Origin of the sequence: Paenibacillus sp. NPDC058367 (assembly GCF_042723305.1) — a bacterium.
Taxonomy (GTDB): Bacteria; Bacillota; Bacilli; order Paenibacillales; family Paenibacillaceae; genus Paenibacillus_AQ.
This window is the reverse complement of sequence record NZ_JBHXIZ010000001.1, coordinates 49561-69329: the sequence shown is the minus strand read 5'-3', so window position 1 is coordinate 69329 and position 19769 is coordinate 49561. Positions and strand designations below refer to the sequence as shown.

At 41.9% G+C, this 19769-nt stretch carries 10 protein-coding genes; 8 read left to right on the top strand and 2 right to left on the bottom strand.

Annotation, left to right across the window (positions count from 1 at the left end; all coding sequences use genetic code 11):
- Window positions 1-51: 51 nt before the first annotated feature.
- Window positions 52-594, bottom strand: a complete 543-nt coding sequence (locus tag ACFWMP_RS00210) for an RICIN domain-containing protein (protein WP_052404286.1) — start codon at window positions 592-594, stop codon at window positions 52-54.
- A gap of 471 nt (window positions 595-1065) precedes the next feature.
- Between ACFWMP_RS00210 and ACFWMP_RS00205 the strand changes: the two genes are divergently transcribed.
- Window positions 1066-1959 carry a hypothetical protein gene (locus tag ACFWMP_RS00205; protein WP_379421626.1) on the top strand — a complete coding sequence of 298 codons (894 nt, stop codon included), beginning with the start codon at window positions 1066-1068 and terminating at the stop codon, window positions 1957-1959.
- A 103-nt stretch (window positions 1960-2062) separates the two neighbouring features.
- On the opposite strand, the gene ACFWMP_RS00200 is transcribed toward ACFWMP_RS00205, so the two are convergent.
- The gene (locus tag ACFWMP_RS00200) at window positions 2063-2284 is read right to left on the bottom strand and encodes a DUF3955 domain-containing protein (RefSeq protein ID WP_076299053.1); all 222 of its coding nucleotides are present in this window, start codon (window positions 2282-2284) and stop codon (window positions 2063-2065) included.
- A 389-nt stretch (window positions 2285-2673) separates the two neighbouring features.
- Between ACFWMP_RS00200 and ACFWMP_RS00195 the strand changes: the two genes are divergently transcribed.
- From ACFWMP_RS00195 to ACFWMP_RS00165, 7 genes are all read left to right on the top strand, one after another.
- On the top strand, window positions 2674-4233 hold the full coding sequence (locus tag ACFWMP_RS00195) for a response regulator transcription factor (RefSeq protein ID WP_341128142.1): 1560 nt from the start codon (window positions 2674-2676) through the stop codon (window positions 4231-4233).
- Window positions 4230-6008: a sensor histidine kinase gene (locus ACFWMP_RS00190; protein WP_339803890.1), complete on the top strand. Its 1779-nt coding sequence runs from the start codon at window positions 4230-4232 to the stop codon at window positions 6006-6008. Before ACFWMP_RS00195 ends, ACFWMP_RS00190 begins: the two co-directional genes overlap by 4 nt.
- 185 nt (window positions 6009-6193) lie before the next feature.
- Window positions 6194-7504: an ABC transporter substrate-binding protein gene (locus ACFWMP_RS00185; RefSeq protein WP_042188169.1), complete on the top strand. Its 1311-nt coding sequence runs from the start codon at window positions 6194-6196 to the stop codon at window positions 7502-7504.
- A 228-nt stretch (window positions 7505-7732) separates the two neighbouring features.
- Window positions 7733-8545, top strand: coding sequence for a carbohydrate ABC transporter permease (locus ACFWMP_RS00180; RefSeq protein ID WP_379423446.1), 813 nt, complete (start codon window positions 7733-7735; stop codon window positions 8543-8545).
- Window positions 8545-9366, top strand: a complete 822-nt coding sequence (locus tag ACFWMP_RS00175; RefSeq protein WP_042188171.1) for a carbohydrate ABC transporter permease — start codon at window positions 8545-8547, stop codon at window positions 9364-9366. Before ACFWMP_RS00180 ends, ACFWMP_RS00175 begins: the two co-directional genes overlap by 1 nt.
- 37 nt (window positions 9367-9403) lie before the next feature.
- A complete protein-coding gene (gene lacZ, locus ACFWMP_RS00170) occupies window positions 9404-12472 on the top strand; it encodes a beta-galactosidase, LacZ type (RefSeq protein ID WP_379421625.1) in 3069 nt (1022 codons plus the stop codon).
- A 210-nt stretch (window positions 12473-12682) separates the two neighbouring features.
- On the top strand, window positions 12683-19705 hold the full coding sequence (locus ACFWMP_RS00165; protein WP_379421624.1) for a discoidin domain-containing protein: 7023 nt from the start codon (window positions 12683-12685) through the stop codon (window positions 19703-19705).
- Window positions 19706-19769 lie beyond the last annotated feature (64 nt).

Below are 19769 nucleotides of genomic sequence, written 5' to 3'. Positions count from 1 at the left end.
CGATGCTCGGGATGTTTCCCTGCACCGCCATTTCTTGTATTTGGCAATAGCTTAATTTTTCCGTATATATTCTATATACCAGTGCTGATTGTGACCGCCGTTATCACTCCATTGAATGGCCTGCGCACCGCTGGTTTTATCTTGTCCCGAAATATCCAATAACTTGCCACTGGCTCGGTTTTTAATTTTATACATGTTTTTTTCACCAGTTGGAATAAGCTCCCACTGTTGGTTCCACCCGTTATTGCTCGGCCATTGAATAACACTGGCCCCATCGGATGAAGATGCTCCGTTGACATCCAATAAATCTCCGCTAGCAATGTTTCTGAAATTATAATATCCGTTTTCTGCAATTTCGAGATACCATTTTTGATACTCTGCTCCTTGATCGATGTATTGTACGATAAGCGCACCGTCTGCTTGTGAATCCGCTCCGCTGACTGACAGCACGTTATTGCTGTGTTCATTAATAATTTTGAGAGGAATTGGCACTCCAGCGTACGTCGTTGAAGTTAGTGCGAGTGATGATGCAGATACAACTAACACAAGTGCCAAAAGAGTTTTCAAACCGTACCGAATGAGAGATCGTTTCATGAAAATACACTCCTTCTTCAATTTAATTTAATTTCTTAACCTGCGGCCTGTCCAATTTAAAAACAAGCTTTATGTATTCAACTTAACCACCTCCTAAATCAGTAAATGTATTGCATGTCATTTGATAGAATCTGAAAAAGGACTCTATCCTCAAAAGTAAATAGATAAAATATAAATAAATAATGGTTCATTTGCTAAGAATATACTTTAATATCAAATAATGAGTCAATATGATTTTTTTTCTCTATTTATATAAAAATAATACTATCAACAGCTTTAAATGAGCACTTCAAAAACCAAAAATACTCATCGGACCATAAAAAGACACGGATACAAGTCAGTGTCTTTTTGTGGACATTCCTGATATTTCACTTCTATGTTCAGTGCTAAAGGAAATATCTTCTTGTCTACTTTTTAAGATATTCTTGGTAAGGTAAGGGGATATCAATGAATAAGAGGTGATGAGTTGTAATGATTAAGAAATACTGCTTGTTCTGTGATGAGATGGTATCCATTACATCGGAAGGTGATTACGATAGATTTTTAGGCTGTAATTGTTCTCCTGACGGGTTCTATAACTTATTGAGAGACAGCTATGAGCCTATAAACTCTCTCGCGCATCCAAAGAAACGCGATATGTTTCATGTGATATCGGCTTATATACGGGAGCTGACAGATCGCGGAGAAAAGGTCAGTCTATCGGCCGACGATTTAGAAACCATTGTAAACTCCTCGAAAATTCCAGTGACGATTGAAGATAAAGGAAACCGTTTACTGCAATACTTATACAGACATTCTGAAGCCCCTGGGGAATCCGTTGTTATTCAGCCACTCTCCAGTAGCTATAACCTAACGTATTCGCCTAATCTGCAAGAACTGGTATATATCATAGATAAGCTGATTAACGAGCAGTTTATGATCAGGGAAGGCATGACCTTTAAGCTGACGGATAAGGGATGGAATGAAGCTGCCGCAATCGCAGGAGGCAAAAAATTAAAACCCTGTATCGTTCTATTGTCAGATGCAGAGGATTTGCACACGGAGTGGGTGGATAAGCTGCTTCCTAAAATCGAGCAGTTTGGTTATATACCACGGTTACTAAGGCATACTTCAATGCATAACCGTGAACCGTATTCCTTAGAGCTTATAGAGGAGAGTAAACTGATTATCGCTGATTTAACCGGCCAATCCCCTGAAGTGTATTTTACTGCAGGATATGCGCTCGGGTTGAACATTCCAGTGATTTGGACTGTGAACAGCAGCGATGCTAATGATCTTTTCGTACAAGTGAAGAATATCCGTCCAATCGTTTGGGATACAGCTGAAGAGCTGGTAGTCTTACTCCAGCAGAAATTGAGTTTATAGAGTTCATGTCAAATTTAAAATGAACATCCAACACAGAAGAAGCCGCGATAGATTGCGGCTTCTTTCTTTTTGCTATGAAAGTTAATGTCCCCACACAACGCTATTACGAAATCTTTTTTCTATTATTGAGGACTGACCCGAGACCTACGAATAGAAATGCTACAATACTGCAGAAAAAAAATAGGTAACTAAGCGGAATTAAGAAGAAAGCCGGCTCATGCAAGATTCCATCCGGTCCCACGCTTGAACCCACCATACGTGAGATCATTAAACTGATGATGCTTAATAATAATGGTGAAGCGGCTAATAGATATTTCTTTTTCATATGACATTCTCCTTTGCTTGATAACCATATAATACACAAAAAACACTCGCGAATCAACATTAATTTATTGTAATTCGATATATAATTATTGTAAATCAAATGAATTAACTTGTGCTAGGAATTGGATTTGAAAATGGGGACTTGACCATAATTGCTGGTGAGGACTATTATTTGGTTTAAACAAATTTAAGTAAGTCTCAAGGCTTTATTTGTATAGAAGGTCGCTCCAAGTCGGAAGGATTGAACTGTAACAGATAAATAGAAAACGGTTACATCGAATGCTTCGATAGTATGGAGGAACGGCGTTCTGATCATTTGTATGACTTTTTAAATTTGTTCAATCAGTGAATGAACATAATAACAGGTTGAACAGCTGCAAGGGGGCAGATATGAAACCAATATTTAAGATTATGATTGTGGATGACGAGATGCTGGTTAGACAGGGAATTAAACATCTTTTGGATTGGGAACAAGAAGGGTATCGAATCGTCGGAGAGGCCTCTAACGGTGTTGAAGCACTGAGTATGATGGATGAGCTGAATCCTCATATTATTATTACGGATATCGTAATGCCAATAATGGGCGGGGAGAAGCTAGTCAAGATCGTTAAGGAGAAGTACCCACACATTGAAGTAATCGTCTTAAGCAGCTTCAGTGAATACGATTATGTCCGTTCCACATTTCAGAGTGGGGTAGCAGATTACATCCTTAAGCCGAAGCTGGAAGCTGATTATCTGTTGTCCATCCTAAATAAAACTACAGCTAAGATGGCAGGGATGAAGATAAGCGACCCAGGGGCTGATCCAGAGGAAAAGCAGCTTTTGTTCGCGATCGAGAAGCTCATGACGGGTTATGAGTCAGTGCTAGAACCTGCTTTGCTTCATTCCAAGTTTCCACACGCACAATTCGCATTTTTCGGAGCAGATATGAAGCATATTAAAGATTCTGGTGATAAGTTAACGTTCGCAAATGAAATCGAAAGAGGAATTCAAAAGTTAGCATTGGACGATGTTGTGTTTATTCGGTTAAAGTTTGTTAACGACTCGGTCATTTATTTGCTTAACGTTAATCCAGAACATTGGGACGAGCTTGTGATTGAACTCCGTTATCTGATCTCAGAAATAGAACATCGTGTGAGTGAAACACATTTTATTATCAGTCAGAGCTTCGCGCACTTTGAGAGGCTTGGTGAGATTTATCGAGACAATTACTTGAAGCTTACACGATACAGTTTCTACTTGCCAGAACGAAGTCTGATTGAGAATGATCATTTGCCGGGTCTTCCGGGAGCATATCAGGAAATTGATATGGGAGAATTAATGGACCAGTTGAGACGTAAGCAATTCCAGAAGGCATTTACAGAGTTTCTTGAATATGTCCATCTGCGTTCAATGGATTATCGCATTGATATTTTCGAATTTAAATCGCTATTGGGCAACTTTATATTTAACGTAGCGACCACGCTTGGAAAAATGAAGTGTGAGATCGGAGGTCTGGAGGAGACCAAATACGACTACTTCCGAAAAATAGATGAAGCGATGTATGCAAGTGATGCTATTGCTGTTACCGAAGCATTCATTCGAGAAGTTGAGCGCACGATTGGTGAGACGAATTCATCGGTTAACCCCAATATGACAAAGCTACTCGAATATATTCAGAATCATTATGCAGATCCGATCACACTGACAGGGGTAGCTAGACAGTTCCACTTCAATGCTTCTTATTTATCGAGTTATTTTACTGCCCATAATGGAGAAGGCTTTAGTGAGTACCTGAATAAAGTCCGTTTGGAAAAAGCTATGGAATTGCTCGAGACAACAGAAAAATCAATTTCTGATATTAGCGCAAGCGTGGGATATTCAGATCAGAGTTATTTCACCAAGGTATTTAAAAAGCAGACTGGCATTTCTCCAAGCCGGTACCGGAGACGGGACGTAGAGCAGCCATGATTGGAAATTTCATTAACAATATTAGAAAGCAGGGCTTATTCCTCAAGCTGTTTCTCGTGACCCTAATTAGCATCGTAACTGTATCACTCTTGACGCTGGCTATTACAATTAGTATGTCGGAGAAATTATTTTTACAGACCTTTAGTATTACAAACGGCAAACTGCTGAATCAGATGAAGTCAAACCTGGAATCGTATAACAACATTATTGCTACCGGTGCTACTATGATGGCTCAAAATGAAGCTATCCGGAACTATTTATCTAGCGGAGAGACGGATGCAGTGAATCTTGCGATCAAAACTTATCACATGACAGAGGGCATGCGGGCAATCCGCTCTAACCTCAGCGCCGTTGATGTTGGTATCATGATCGTGGGTGTAAATGGCAGGAGTTATTCAACAGATCCTTGGTATTGGGACATTTCCGCAGATGAACTAATGGCTCACCCAATAACGAAGGAAACCATATCCCATCCTGATCAAATCCTGTACCAGCTCGATCTAAGGGAAAATAAAGAGAACGTGAAAGAGCCTATGCTGGTAGCTTCCAAAGCTTTATTTGATCATTCAACCGGAAGAATTTATGGCACCATGTACGTAGCCATTCGTGATCGAGATTTCAAGCCCTTTTACGCTAACTTTACGAGTGAGGGTAATGACGTCGTGTTGCTGAATAAGAAGGGATTAATTGTATCCAGCAGCAAGACAGAAATGATTGGGCTCCGCGATAAAAAGCTGCTGCAAGAAGTAGAGGATGGAGGTAAAGATGGCGATTCTACCTATGTGATGGGGAATGAACGAATTGTTTTCTCGGAATACTTACCTGAATTTGATTTTTACATGGTGAACCTGATAGATAAGAACGCCGTGACCGGACAGATGGTGAATGCCAAAGCGGTGACACTGACAATCATGGCTATCGTGGCAATATCGCTCATTATTGTTTTTTTGATTACCCGAAAAATGACGAAGTCCTTGCGTGTACTCGTTAAACAGATGTCGAGTATTCCTACAGGTGATTTCGATAATCATGTAGATGTCACTAATAGTAGTTATGAAGTTAAGGAGCTAGGTAACGCCTTCAATTTTATGCTTGATTCACTTCATGATTATGTTGATAAGCTAATGGAGACTCAAAAGCAACAACGTAATGCGGAGCTGGCGGCACTCCAAATGCAGATTAACCCACATTTTTTATATAATACGCTGGCTTCTATCAAATTTCTGGTGCAGCAGGGCAATAAGGAAAAAGCAGCTGGAACGATAAATTCACTAATCTCACTCCTGCAAAATACAGTAAGCGATGTTCATTCTACTATTCCTGTTAGTCAAGAATTGGAGTCGTTGAAGCATTATGTGTATATCAATCACGTGAGATATGGCGAGAAGATTCGTGTGAATTACTTTGTGGAGCCAGAGAGCTTGGATTATCATATGCCGAAGCTAATTCTTCAACCTTTTATCGAAAATGCATTCTTTCATGCATTCAACCTAAAAGATGAGGGAAGAATTCTCATCATGATTTCCGTACAGGAAGAGCAACTAGTATGTGAAGTTGTAGATAACGGTGATGGAATGGATCTTGACCCGAATTTGCTGGAAGAGGAGCAGCTACCAGCTTCGAAGCACAAACGCCAACTGTTCTCCGGGATCGGTATACGGAATGTGGATGACAGAATCAAATTGTTATACGGTGAGAGATACGGGATTAATATTACAAGCAAACGGAATGAAGGTACACAAATCGTTGTTACGCTTCCATTGTTAAAAAACTAAAAATTTTACATGAATCTAAAAATAGTACCAGAGTCGATATGAGAATCAAAATAGGACCCAATAATATCACCAAAGCTAACAAAGATACTGCCAAAGAAAACGAATACAAAATGATAAGATGGAGGCGTAGCAGAGAAAACGCTTCCATCTTTATTATTTTTCAGACTATCAAGGGGGTTTACGTAGTGAAAAAATTATTATCCGTAATGCTAGCTAGTGTGGTTCTACTGTCGGCATGTTCCACAGGTGGAACGAAAAATGAAACGAGCAACTCTGGTAACTCCGGTGCCGAAGGTAGCAGCAAGCCAAAAGAGATTACAGTGTGGGCTTGGGACCCGGCGTTTAACATTGCCGCTATGAATGTTGCCAAAGATGCTTATGCGAAAGTTAATCCGGACGTAACGGTTAACGTCGTTGAGAACGCGCAAGCTGATATCGTTCAAAAGCTGAATACGGGGCTAAACTCTGGTTCCACGAAGGGTTTGCCTAACATTGTGTTGATCGAAGATTATCGTGCACAAAGCTTCTTACAAGCATATCCAGATTCTTTTTATGAATTGACGGATGTTGTAAAGGCTGCTGACTTTGCGGATTATAAGATTGGCCCTACCAGTGTTGACGGCAAACAATACGGTGTTCCGTTTGACTCTGGCGTAACTGGAATGTATGTACGGACAGACTATCTCGAGCAAGCAGGCTACAGCCTGGATGCATTACAGGATATCGACTGGAAGCAATATATCGAGATCGGTAAAGCTGTAAAAGAGAAAACCGGCAAAAGCATGCTAACACTTGATCCGAACGATCTTGGGCTTATCCGAGTGATGATCCAATCGGCGGGCGCATGGTATACCGGAGATGATGGTCAGACTCCGACCATAGAAAGCAACCCTGCATTGAAAGAGGCACTTGTGATGTACAAAGAAATGATGGATTCCGGGATCGTAAAAGTAATTTCAGACTGGAGTCAGTTTGTAGGTGCATTCAATGGTGGTGAAGTGGCTAGTGTACCTACAGGTAACTGGATTACACCTTCGATTAAAGCAGAAGCTTCTCAATCTGGTAAATGGGCAGTAGCTCCACTACCTAAGTTAGGAGCAACAGAAGGCTCTGTTCACGCTTCCAACCTTGGAGGTAGTTCCTGGTACGTAATGAATGTAGATGGTAAAGAAGCAGCAGCTGAGTTCCTATCTAAGACTTTTGCTTCTGATGCTGAACTGTATCAGACGTTGAATACAAAAGTTGGTGTTATCGGCACCTTGAAAGCTGCGGCGAGCGGTGAAGCTTACTCAGCTGCGGATGAATTTTTCAAAGGCCAAAAGGTCGTATCAGACTTTGCAGCATGGACCGAGCAAATTCCTAACGTCAACTATGGCATGAACACTTACGCAATCGAGGACATTATGGTTGTAGCAGTACAATCTTATCTAGGTGGCAAAGATGTAGACACTGTTCTGAAAGATGCGCAGAAGCAAGCGGATACTCAAATTCGCTAATCGCACTTAGGCTGTACAACCGATGCCCTTGCTCCTTCTTCTCCTGTAAATTGGATTTATACAGAAGGATAGGTAGCAGGGGCTTTCATCTCTAATATATAAGACAGAAGGGTGCGGAGTGGAGTGGAAACTATAAAGACAGGGCTAAGCCCGCAAAAACATAAGAGCTCTAAAGGGTCACGGCAGATCCGTCTGACGGGTTGGTTATTCGTCCTTGTGCCGGTCATTATGATCAGCGTTTTCTATTTTTATCCAATGATTCAAGCTTTAATTCTATCTTTTAAGTCGGGTAGAGGAAGCAATCTTCATTTTACCGGACTAGATAACTATATTCGATTGTTTAGCGATACTACTTTTCTTACTGCCGTCAAAAATACATTTATTTATTTGATTATTCAGGTTCCAGTCATGCTGGTACTGGCGCTCTTTATCGCCGTCCTGCTAAATGACGATAGACTGAAATTTAAGGGTTTTTTCAGAACGGCTATATTTCTGCCGACGGTAACCTCACTTGTAGCGTATTCCGTTGTTTTCAAGTACATGTTTGGAGCCGAAGGGATCATTAACAAATTTCTGGTGAATTTTCATCTAATCAGCGAACCGATTCAATGGATTACTGACCCCTTCTGGGCCAAAGTTACGATCATCATTGCTATCACCTGGCGCTTTACTGGCTATAATATGATTTTCTATTTATCATCCCTGCAAAATGTAGACAAATCTATATATGAAGCTGCTCACATAGATGGCGCTAGTGCATTTACTCAATTTTTCAAAATCACAATTCCTCTACTGAAACCGATTATCTTGTTTACGACGATAACATCGACCATTGGAACACTTCAGTTGTTTGATGAGGTGGTTAACATCACGAAAGGTGGACCCGGCAATGCAACCATGTCGATTTCCCAATATATTTACAACCTTTCCTTTGAATACACACCTGACTTTGGATACGCTGCAACCGTCTCCTACTCGATTGTTGTAATGGTACTCATTCTGACGCTGATTCAGAACAAAGTAGGAGGAGACAAGAGATAATGAAAACTAAACGCATGTTTACTTACCTGTTTCTAGTCATCGCTGCGCTGATCTCTATCTTTCCATTTATCTGGATGGTTATTAGTGCCACAAATCAGTCGGTTGATGTAACTAAAGGGACATTACTTCCGGGTACGCATCTCTTTAAAAATATAGACAATCTCTTTAGTTCAGTGGATATGTGGCAGGCTCTTTGGAATTCTGCAAAAATCTCTGTTGTTACTACTTTACTTTCACTATTGGTAGCATCGGCGGCTGGATATGGTTTTGAAATGTACCGCAGCCGTGGTAAAGATATCGTATTTAATATCTTACTAGCCTCTATGATGATTCCGTTCGCGGCAATCATGGTACCTCTATTTCAAATGTTCGCCAAAGTATCGAGTGTCGTGCCGTTCCTTGGTATCGATACAGCAGCAGCAGTTATTATGCCGACATTTACAACAGCATTCTTAATTTTCTTCTTCCGACAAAATACAAAAATGTTTCCTAAAGAAATGATGGAAGCCGGTCGCATCGATGGTCTTTCGGAATTTGGTTTATTCTTCCGCATATATATGCCAACGATGAAATCAACTTATGCTGCCGCGGCGATTATCACCTTCCTTAACAGCTGGAACAACTATTTATGGCCTTTGATCGTATTGCAATCACCAGAAAATATGACCGTGCCATTGCTAATATCGAATCTTGGATCGGGTTATGCGCCTGACTATGGTCTGATTATGTCCGCGATTGTCATTACGACCCTGCCGACTGCCCTTGTATTCTTCATGATGCAAAAGCAATTTGTGGCTGGGATGACGGGTTCAGTTAAATAAGCTAATGATCATTTTAAAGCAGAAGGAGGAAAATTAGATGAAGCAGCAGGTTGAACGGGGCGTCGCTCCAAGTTTGGAATGGTTGTCAGACCCTTCCATTTATGCAGTAGGCAGAATACATGCGCACTCCGATCATCGGTATTACGAGACGAAATTTGAGGCTGAAGGGCTTGGAGATATGCGTTGGCGCCATAGTCTGAACGGAAGCTGGAAATTTAGCTACGCCCACAACGCTATGGAACGACAGGCGCATTTTTATAAGGAGAACGTGTCCTGTAGAGGATGGGATGATATTGAGGTTCCTGGACATATCCAGCTTCAGGGTTTTGGGCAGCCTCAGTACGTGAATACGATGTATCCATGGGATGGTCATGAGCATCTTAGACCTCCAATGATATCTGAGGATCACAATCCTGTAGGCAGCTATGTTAAATATTTTGAAGTGCCTTTAGGCTGGGAGCAACGTCCACTGTATATCTCTTTTCAGGGAGTTGAATCCGCTTTTTATATCTGGCTAAATGGGGAGTTTATTGGCTATAGCGAGGATAGCTTTACGCCGAGTGAATTTGATCTGACACCGTACTTGACGGCAGGTGAGAATAAGCTGGCGGTTGAGGTCTATCAGCGCAGTACCGGAAGTTGGTTGGAGGATCAGGATTTCTGGCGCTTCTCCGGAATCTTTCGCGATGTGTATCTATATACTGTGCCTGATGTTCACGTGAGGGATCTCCACGTTCAGACCGATCTGGATGAGAAGTTTGAGCAGGGAACGCTAACGGCTGTATTGCAGTTGATGGGTAAGCCTGCTTCGAAAGTGGTCCTTGAACTTAAGGATAAGGCAGGTAATCTTGTAGTTCGTAGCGAGACTGGAATTTCAGGAGATTCCGTTTCGCTTACGGTTGAGGCATCAAAGGTTCATCTGTGGAGCGCAGAAGATCCTAATTTGTATACCCTTTACGTATCTGTCTTCAACGCATCCGGGGATCTTGTGGAAGTTGTGCCGCAAAAGGTTGGATTTCGAAAATTCGAGATGATCGATAAGATTATGCACTTAAATGGTAAACGTATTGTATTCAAAGGTGTCAACCGGCACGAGTTTAATTCGCGCTTCGGACGCAGTATTACGAAAGAAGATATGCTGTGGGATATAAAGACTTTGAAACAGGCGAATATCAACGCTGTACGGACGTCGCACTATCCGAATGAAACACTCTGGTATGAGCTGTGTGATGAGTACGGTGTGTATGTTATTGACGAGATGAATTTAGAATCGCATGGATCATGGCAAAAAATGGGTGTTGTAGAACCGTCTTGGAACATTCCGGGCAGTAAGCCTGAATGGCAGGATATCGTAATGGATCGTGCGATTTCCATGGTGGAGAGAGACAAAAACCATCCATCGATTCTGATTTGGTCCTGTGGCAACGAGTCTTTTGCCGGAGAAGTTATTCGGAACGTAGCGAATTATTTTCGTGAGAAGGATTCTACGCGTCTGGTTCATTACGAAGGGGTGTTCCATAACCGGGATTATGATGATGCGAGTGATATGGAAAGCCGGATGTATGCGAAAGCAGCAGATATCGAAATGTATTTAAAAGAGAATCCATTAAAGCCATATATTAGCTGCGAATACATGCATGCGATGGGGAATTCCGTTGGAGGATTGCATAAATACACAGAGCTAGAGCAGAAGTATCCAATGTATCAAGGTGGATTTATCTGGGATTTCATGGATCAGGTCATCGTAAAAAATGATCGATATGGCAAACCTTATATGGCTTATGGTGGAGACTTCGATGACCGTTCAACCGATTACAACTTCTCAGGAAACGGAATTGTGTATGCGGATCGCAGATGGTCTCCGAAAATGCAGGAAGTGAAATTTCTATATCAGAACGTCAAACTTTCCCCTGATTGCTATGGGGTTATCATCAGAAATGAGAACTTATTTGTTGGCTTGGATGCTTATAAATTGAACTATTGTCTGAATTATGAGGGCAAGGAATTCCATCGTGGCATTGTATTCGCCCAGGTTAAACCCGGAGAAGAAAGATATGTAGAACTTGATTTACCAGAGACTAAACTGTCTGGTGAGTATAGTTTAGATGTTTCTCTTGTGCTCAAAGAAGATTCGTTATGGGCAAGCGCTGGTTATGAAATCGCTTTTGGACAGTATGTATTTCAAGTGGAGAACAAGTCAGGAGATGAGGTTACAACACAGCCTAAGGTAAGCACTAGTGTAAATGATTTTCGCGTAGTTGAAGGGGATGTAAATATTGGCGTTCACGGTCGTGACTTCTCTGTAATGTTCTCGAAGCAGGCTGGTACACTAATATCTGTCAAATATTCGGGACGGGAAATGATCTCTTCGCCGCCGGCACCGCTCTTCTGGAGAGCGATGACAGACAACGACAAGGGGGCGGGAATGCATTTCGACTCTTCCATTTGGTATGCTGCAAGTTTGAGCCGAAGAACCTTAAGCTTCGAGCTTATGGAAGAAGAAGACCGAGCGACTGTGACTTACGTGTATAAACTGAGTGTGTCAGAGGAAGTACGAGTAAGTGTAACTTACACGGTGTTCTCCGATGGGAGCATAAAGGTAAAATCAAGCTACCATGGAGAGCCGGGTTTACCGAAGTTTCCCCTCTTTGCTTTAACCTTCAAGGTGCCAGCGGATTATTACCAGCTGAATTGGTATGCGAATGGGCCAGAAGAAAATTATATTGACCGTTCGTTTGGCGCGAGATTGTGTCGCTTTCAGAATCATGCGGTGGACAATGTATCGTCCTATTTGGTACCGCAGGAATCAGGCAACCGTACAGGTGTGCGCGAAGTATCCGTAACCAACGATCTTGGTCAAGGGATTATTATATCCTCACCATTCTCAGCCCCTGTTGAAGCCAACATATCGCCATATTCGGCAATGGAGCTGGAGAATGCGACGCATCATTATGAGCTGCCGAACATTCATCATACCGTTGTTACGATTACCGGTCGTCAAATGGGCGTTGGCGGTGATGACAGCTGGGGAGCACCAGTTCTTGATGAATATTTAATTGATCCATCAATAGATTTGGATTTTGAATTTACAATTCGCAGAGCATAATTAGAGACGGATAGCAGTTGCCTCAATGGATAAGGTTGGGGCAACCAAATCCTATTTGTGAATGATGTAATAGTTTATTTATACATATTTGTAATCGTTTACATTTTATGGAGGAGGTGTTTGGAATCTAAAAAATAGTTTGCAATGTTGATCGGAAGATAGTAAAGAAGTGGTTTCTATGATTATTTTTATGAGAAGGGGGTAATCTGGATGATTACTACAGTTAAACGAAGGTTGACCATGTCTTTTCTTTCTATTTCTTTAGTCGTACCTATGTTTATGGGTTTAACAGGTCAGAAGGTAGAGGCAGCGAATACTACGATTAAATTAGATCCAAACCATATGAAGCAATCTTGGGAGGGGTGGGGAACCTCACTTGCCTGGTTTGGTAATATCACTGGTGGTTGGAACGATAAAGTCAAAAATGCAATGGCTGATGCACTATATTCTCCAGACGGATTGAATTTTAATATTGCTAGATATAATATAGGCGGCGGAGAGAATCCTGCTTACAATACGATGCGCCAAGGAGGGGAAGTACCCGGATTCTCGCCATCACCTGGAGTATTTGATTGGGCGCAAGATGCTAATCAGCGTTGGTGGCTGCAGGCGGCTAAAGAACGAGGTGCCAACATTCTGGAAGCGTTCTCGAACTCTGCTCCGTATTATATGACGGAAAGCGGAAGTACGACTGGTCACTGGGATTCGGGAAAAGACAACTTGAAGCCGGATGAGTACGAGAACTTTGCTAATTATTTGACAGAAGTGGTTAAGCATTTCAAAGATGACTGGAATATTGACTTCAATTATCTATCACCAGTGAATGAACCTAGTACGAGTTACTGGGGATTCGGTGGGGGTCAAGAGGGTTCCCACTGGGATGTTGGTTCTCAAATGAAGATCATAAATACGACACGTGCTAAATTGGATGCAGCAAATCTACAATCTGTACAAATAGCTGCCATGGATGAATCTATTCTGGACACCTTTGTAAGTAACTGGAACTCTTATGATGAGACAACTAAAGCTAATGTTGGTAAAATGAATACCCACTCCTACGGTGGTTCAAAGCGAGCTGAGATCAGAGATGCCGCGAAAGCTGCAGACAAGACGTTGTGGATGTCTGAAGTGGATTTAGGTCCTTCTGGGGTTGCCCACGATCATGATGATTTCGAACCAGCACTAGCATTGGCAGAAAGAATTATGACGGACATTACTTGGCTAGAACCTACGGCGTGGATCACTTGGCAAGCATTTGAAAGCGAGAAGAATATGCAAAAGGATAAGGAGAACATGAACTGGGGTCTCCTTCATGCAAATTTCGACACGCAAGAATGGTGGTATACGAAGAAGTATTACGCCATGCAGCAATTTAGTAAATTTATTCCGCAGGGTGCACGTTTCATAGAGGATACCGACGATAACACGTTGGCCGCTTATGATCCTTCAACTAAAAAAATTCATGTTGTATATAGAAATCCTAACGTAACCAGTCAAAATATTTCTTTAGATTTGTCACAGTTTGATACGGTCACTGGGGATGCAACGCCTTATGTTTCTTCCGCGACAGAGAATGTCGTACAAAAGGGCAAAATTCCTGTTTTGGATAAAATGCTGCAAGCTAAGGTTGGCGCGAAATCTATTACAACTTTCGTAATTGATGGAGCTTCCTTTACAAGCAACTTACTTATTCCTCAGAGCGATATGACGGTAACCGCAAGTAGTGCTCAGTCTGGTGAAGAAGCTGAAAGAACACTGGATGGGAATAATTGGACGAATTGGCATACGTCATGGGACCCTTATAATGCAGGACCGCATTCGATTACTTATGATCTTGGAGCGCAATATGATGATGTCAACAAGCTGAGCTATTTGCCTCGGCAAGATAAAGATGAGAACGGTATCGTAACGAAGTTTACCATCGAAGTGAGTTCGGATGGCGATAACTTCACACCGGTTGCGATAGGAACCTGGAAGAATGATAAATCTGAAAAAACTGCAACGTTTTCTTCGCGAAAAGCGAAGTTTGTAAGGTTAAAGGTAGATGAAAGTAATGGGTCTGGAGCGCAGTACGCATCGGCTGCAGAGATAAATATTATGAGAAAGTCCAATTTCACAGTGGATACGACTTTACTCTCTAATGCAATTTCTAGAGCAGAAGACTATATCTCAGCTAATAACGCAAATGTAAATGTATCGGAATTGCAAGATTTGGTGGATGAAGCCAAAGTTGTTCAAAAGAACACTTTAGCAACACAGGAAGAGATCACGCAAATCGTTTACAAACTGAACGTAGAATATAGCGTTTTAGGCCAAGGACTTATCCCACAAAGCCAGATGACGGCAATATCTGACAATTCCGCATCTGAGGATGGACCGGAGAAGACTATTGATGGCGATATTTGGACTAAATGGCATACTGCATATAACAACGAATATTCAACGATTCCGCATTCCATTACTTATAATCTCGGTAAAGCATATAACGGTATTTACAAACTTCAATATTTGCCACGACAGGATGTGGACTGGAATGGTGTAGTCACTAAGTTCGAAGTTTCTGTAAGTGACGATGGTGATAAATTCACCAAAGTAGTTGCAGAAGGAACTTGGAATGCCGATAAGACAGAGAAATCAGCAACCTTTAATGCGCAGGGTGCTAAATATGTTAGATTTACTGCACTTGAATCGAGAAGCGATGCAGGTAAGCAATATGCATCGGCTGCAGAGATCAATATTTTTAACAAGCAGGGATATAAAGTGGATTTCTCCAGCTTAGAAAGCGCAATTCAAGCTGCAGAGAAGTTCAAAACAGATTCTGGGAAAGATGAGTCTTACTTCAAGAATCTGGACGCGATCCTTAGTCAAGCAAGTACTCTGCTAAATAGCGCAACAGCGACACAAGAAGAGATCGTGAAATTTGCCAGCCTTATCTTAACTGAAATATCCAATATTCAAAACAGTAATCCAAATATTAAGGGAATGAGCCTTTTCTATACACCAGAAGCCTATCACGCGAATCCTGCTAATCTAATGGTGGATAACGATATTTCTACCTTCTACGAATCTAACTGGGACAAGAACGGACGGAAATACAAATCTGGCGATTATATTGTTATAGATCTGGGAGAGAGCGTTCCTGACGTTGGGAAGGTGCTTGTTACACCAAGACTAGACAAAGCGAATGGCCGCATCAAACAGTTCAAAATCTATTACAGCGATGCGAACCTGAAGGATTTACCTGCTGACGCTGTCGGTACGCAAGCTTATTTGGACGAGAATTTCAAATTTGCAGCAAATGGCTCTTTTGATGACTATAGCACGAGTGTTCAATCCGCAACGTTCAAATCCGTTGAAGCTCGGTATATCGCCATTCAGGCTATATCTACTGGCGGTGACGGTAACACACTCAGCGCTGCAGAAATTGCAGTTAGTCAGAAACAAACAGCGACTTTTGATACTAGTAAACTACAAGCAGCAATTGATCAATTGCGTACGTTGTCAGACATTAGTCCAAAAGTGAAAGCTGCGATAGAAAAGCAAATTACAACGATCGGTGATCTTAGTGATTTAACCGAAGAAAGCATTTCGCAATACACCAGACAGATAAAAGACTTATACAATCTCTATTTGACTGTAAATAACAGAAACTCCATTAAGAGTGGTGAAGTATGGTTAGATACGGAAGGCGTACCGATTCAAGCACATGGCGGAGGCATTCTGTACAACGAGAAGAATAAGACATATTACTGGTACGGTGAAGACAAGACGGAAGGTTATCTTCCTACTGGAGTTCACGCATATTCGTCCAAAGATTTGTACAAATGGCAAAATGAAGGCATCGTATTGCCTGTCTTCAATAACCCTCAACTTGGCGAAGCTGTAGTGCCGGCTGGAAATGACCTGCCATTATATCTGGATGAAAATTCTGAAACGTACAAGAATAGCGGGGTTCCATACGATCCGGATAGGAAAGTAGAAATTAAAAGTAAAGATGAAGATTACACAGGTAACATGAAAGCGCCAAACAATACGCTCAGTAAACATAATTCACCAGCTCGAATCGCTGAGCTAAATGCGCTGTATTCGAATTATTCGAATGAAGAGAAGCAAAAGATGTATAAAGATTTCAACTGGGATAAAGTTGTCGAGCGTCCTAAAGTCGTCTACAACAAGAAGAACAACAATTATGTGATGTGGTGGCATCAAGACGGACCGATTGCTGGCGAATATTGGACAGCAGAAGGTGGTGTTGCTGTAAGCGATTCGCCGACTGGACCATTCAAATATCTCGGCACATCCCGATTGCCAAATGTAGGTGATAAAGGTGGCAATGAAGGAATGCTTCGGGATATGACCTTGTATGTCGATGACGATGGTAATGAAGCAACGGATGACAAAGCCTACTTGGTTTATTCTTCTGAAGAAAACAATACGACCGTGATCATGATGTTGAATGATGATTACACAGGTCCAGCTCAGAATGAGAAGGGTGAAACCTTAGAAGGAACTCACTATGTTAGAGCACATAGCGACCAGAGAGAAGCGCCAGCGATCTTTAAGCAAGATGGTGCCTATTATATGATTACTTCCTGGTTGACTGGTTGGAATCCTAACCGTGCCAAATACCACGTCTCCACTAAGGGTATGCTTGGACCGTGGGAAGATAAAGGCGATCCTATGGTTAACGACTATGATGGTACTACCTTCAGAAGCCAAAGCACATTTGTACTGCCTTATCGGGATGGTAATGGCGCTCTCGTGCCGAATAAATTTATCTTTATGGCCGATCGCTGGTACCCGAATAATTTGAGTGATTCCAGATATGTTTGGCTTCCAATTGAACTCGATAACGAGAATCGCAGAGTTGCGGTAAGTTGGCATGATGAGTGGAAAATCTCCCAACTCAATACCGGTGCGACTATTAACTTCAATAGTAATGGAGGAAGTTCGATTTCTTCCTTGTATGGGGTTGAAGTCGGTACGAAAATTACTGCGCCAACAGAACCGACTCATGATGGATTTAAATTTGTGAATTGGTATCAAGACGCAGCCTTGAATACAGTATGGGATTTTACTGTTGATACAGTTCCGGCAAATGATATTACTCTCTATGCGAAATGGGAGCCTGTAGCTGCACCAGTGATTACAAATATCATGCCAGTCAATGTAGCTACGGTGATTGGAACTCCACCTGTACTGCCAACAGTTGTAACGGCTGTATACAGCGATGGAACAACCCAAAATAAATCAGTTGTATGGGGCGTAATTGATCCTTCACAGTATGCCGAAGCGGGTAGCTTTAGCGTGAGTGGAATGGTAGACGGCACAGTGATTCCAGCTGTTGCGAATGTAATCGTAAGTGAGGATGTTTATAGAGCACAACTTGCAGCGCGTATCGCTGATGCTCAAACCATTCATGATTTAGTCGTGGAAGGAACGGCTGTTGGTCAGTATGCAATAGGTTCGAAACAGAGACTGATGGATTCGATCATCGAGGCACAGCAAGTGCTTGACAATGATTCAGCTACACAGTCTGAGTTAGAACAAGCAACAAATGATTTGAATTCAGCAATTCAAGTATTAGAGGCTTCAAAGAATCAACATGTTAAAGTACAGTCTATCTCAATCACGAGCGTTTCGTCGTCCATTGAAGTGAAAAAAGGAACTCTGCAGTTACAAGCGGAAGTTCTACCAGCTGATGCTACGAATAAGTCCGTTACGTGGGCGGTCTATGAAGCAGATGGAAAAACTGTAGCGGATAAAGCAATCATCAATACAAATGGGTTGTTAACGGCTGCCAAGAACGGCGTTGTGAAAGTCGTTGCAACATCCGTTGATAACACCACAGTTTACGGAATAAAAGAGATTATGATAAGCGGTCAAAATGACAGCCCAGAACCTACTCCAAGCCCGGGAACAAATCCAGGAACAAATCCAGGCAACCCAACGACATCAACGAGTCCTACACCAACGACCCCTCCTACAAAAGAAGATCCACATCGTTATGTGCCAACTGGTAAAGAACTACAAAATGAAACTGCACAGAACGGAACAACGAGCCTGACCATTAACATTGATAAGGAAGCTTTAGCGAAGAAGTTAGAAGCACTTAAGCAAGCAACAGGAAGTCCTAATCTTGACATCGAGATTCCGGGAATGAATTCATGGAATGCAGTCAATCTGCCACTGGATGTCTTGTACAACAGCTTGAAAGCAAATAAGGACACAATCATAACACTAAGAAACCATTTAGGAAGTTATGAACTTCCGCTTGCCAATCTGAATCGTGAAGATCTTGAAAAAGCTGCTAAAGTTGCGGGTGCAACCTTAATCATTCGAATGGATAATGTGACTTCACAGCATGAGCAGAAGTTTGAACAATTCATAGTAGAAAAAGGAATGAAACGAGTAAGCGACATCATCGCGTACAAAGTCATTCTTAAATCAAATGATAAAGAGGAAGAGCTTCAACGTTTCGGAAATCCGTTTATGACACGTGTCATAAATATGGATGGCGTTATTCAAGATCCATCGACTGCGACCGCTGTTATATTCGATCTGGTTACAGGACAAATGCGTTTCGTACCATCGGTGTTTAATGTGAAGAACGGCAAGACTGAAGTCTCGATCTTCGGACATGAAAATGGTCTATACACCATCGTTCAGAACAAGAAAACATTCGATGATATGGTTGGACATTGGGCGCAAAAGGATGTTGAGATGCTGGCATCCAAGCTGATCATTAACGGAATGTCGGATCGGACGTTTGCACCAGCAGGCCAAGTTACACGTGCTCAATTTGCGGCACTACTGGTAAGAGGACTGGGGTTATCGACGGAGTCGTTAACGAATGTGTTTGCAGATGTTAATACAACTGCGTGGTATGCACAGGATGTGAACACAGCAGCGAAACTTGGTTTGGTTCAAGGCGTTGGTGAAGGTAAATTTAGTCCGGATTCACGGATTACGAGAGAGCAAATGGTCGTGATGATCATGAACGCTATTCAGCTCGTTCAAGGAGATGATAGAGCAGAAGCTCAATTGCGCACTCCATTTGCCGATCAAGCTAGTATCTCTGGTTACGCTACCCAAGCCGTAACAGAAGCAGCAAGCCAAGGATTAATCAAAGGCAAAACAGAAACAGCTTTTGCTCCGCAAGATGCAGCCACACGTGCTGAGGCAGCGGTGATGATCAAACAAGTTTTGCAATACTTGAAGTTTATGAACTAGATAAATGTTTAAAAATTGTGCTCGGCTCACACTGAACTGTGAACCGAGCACAATGATTATCAAC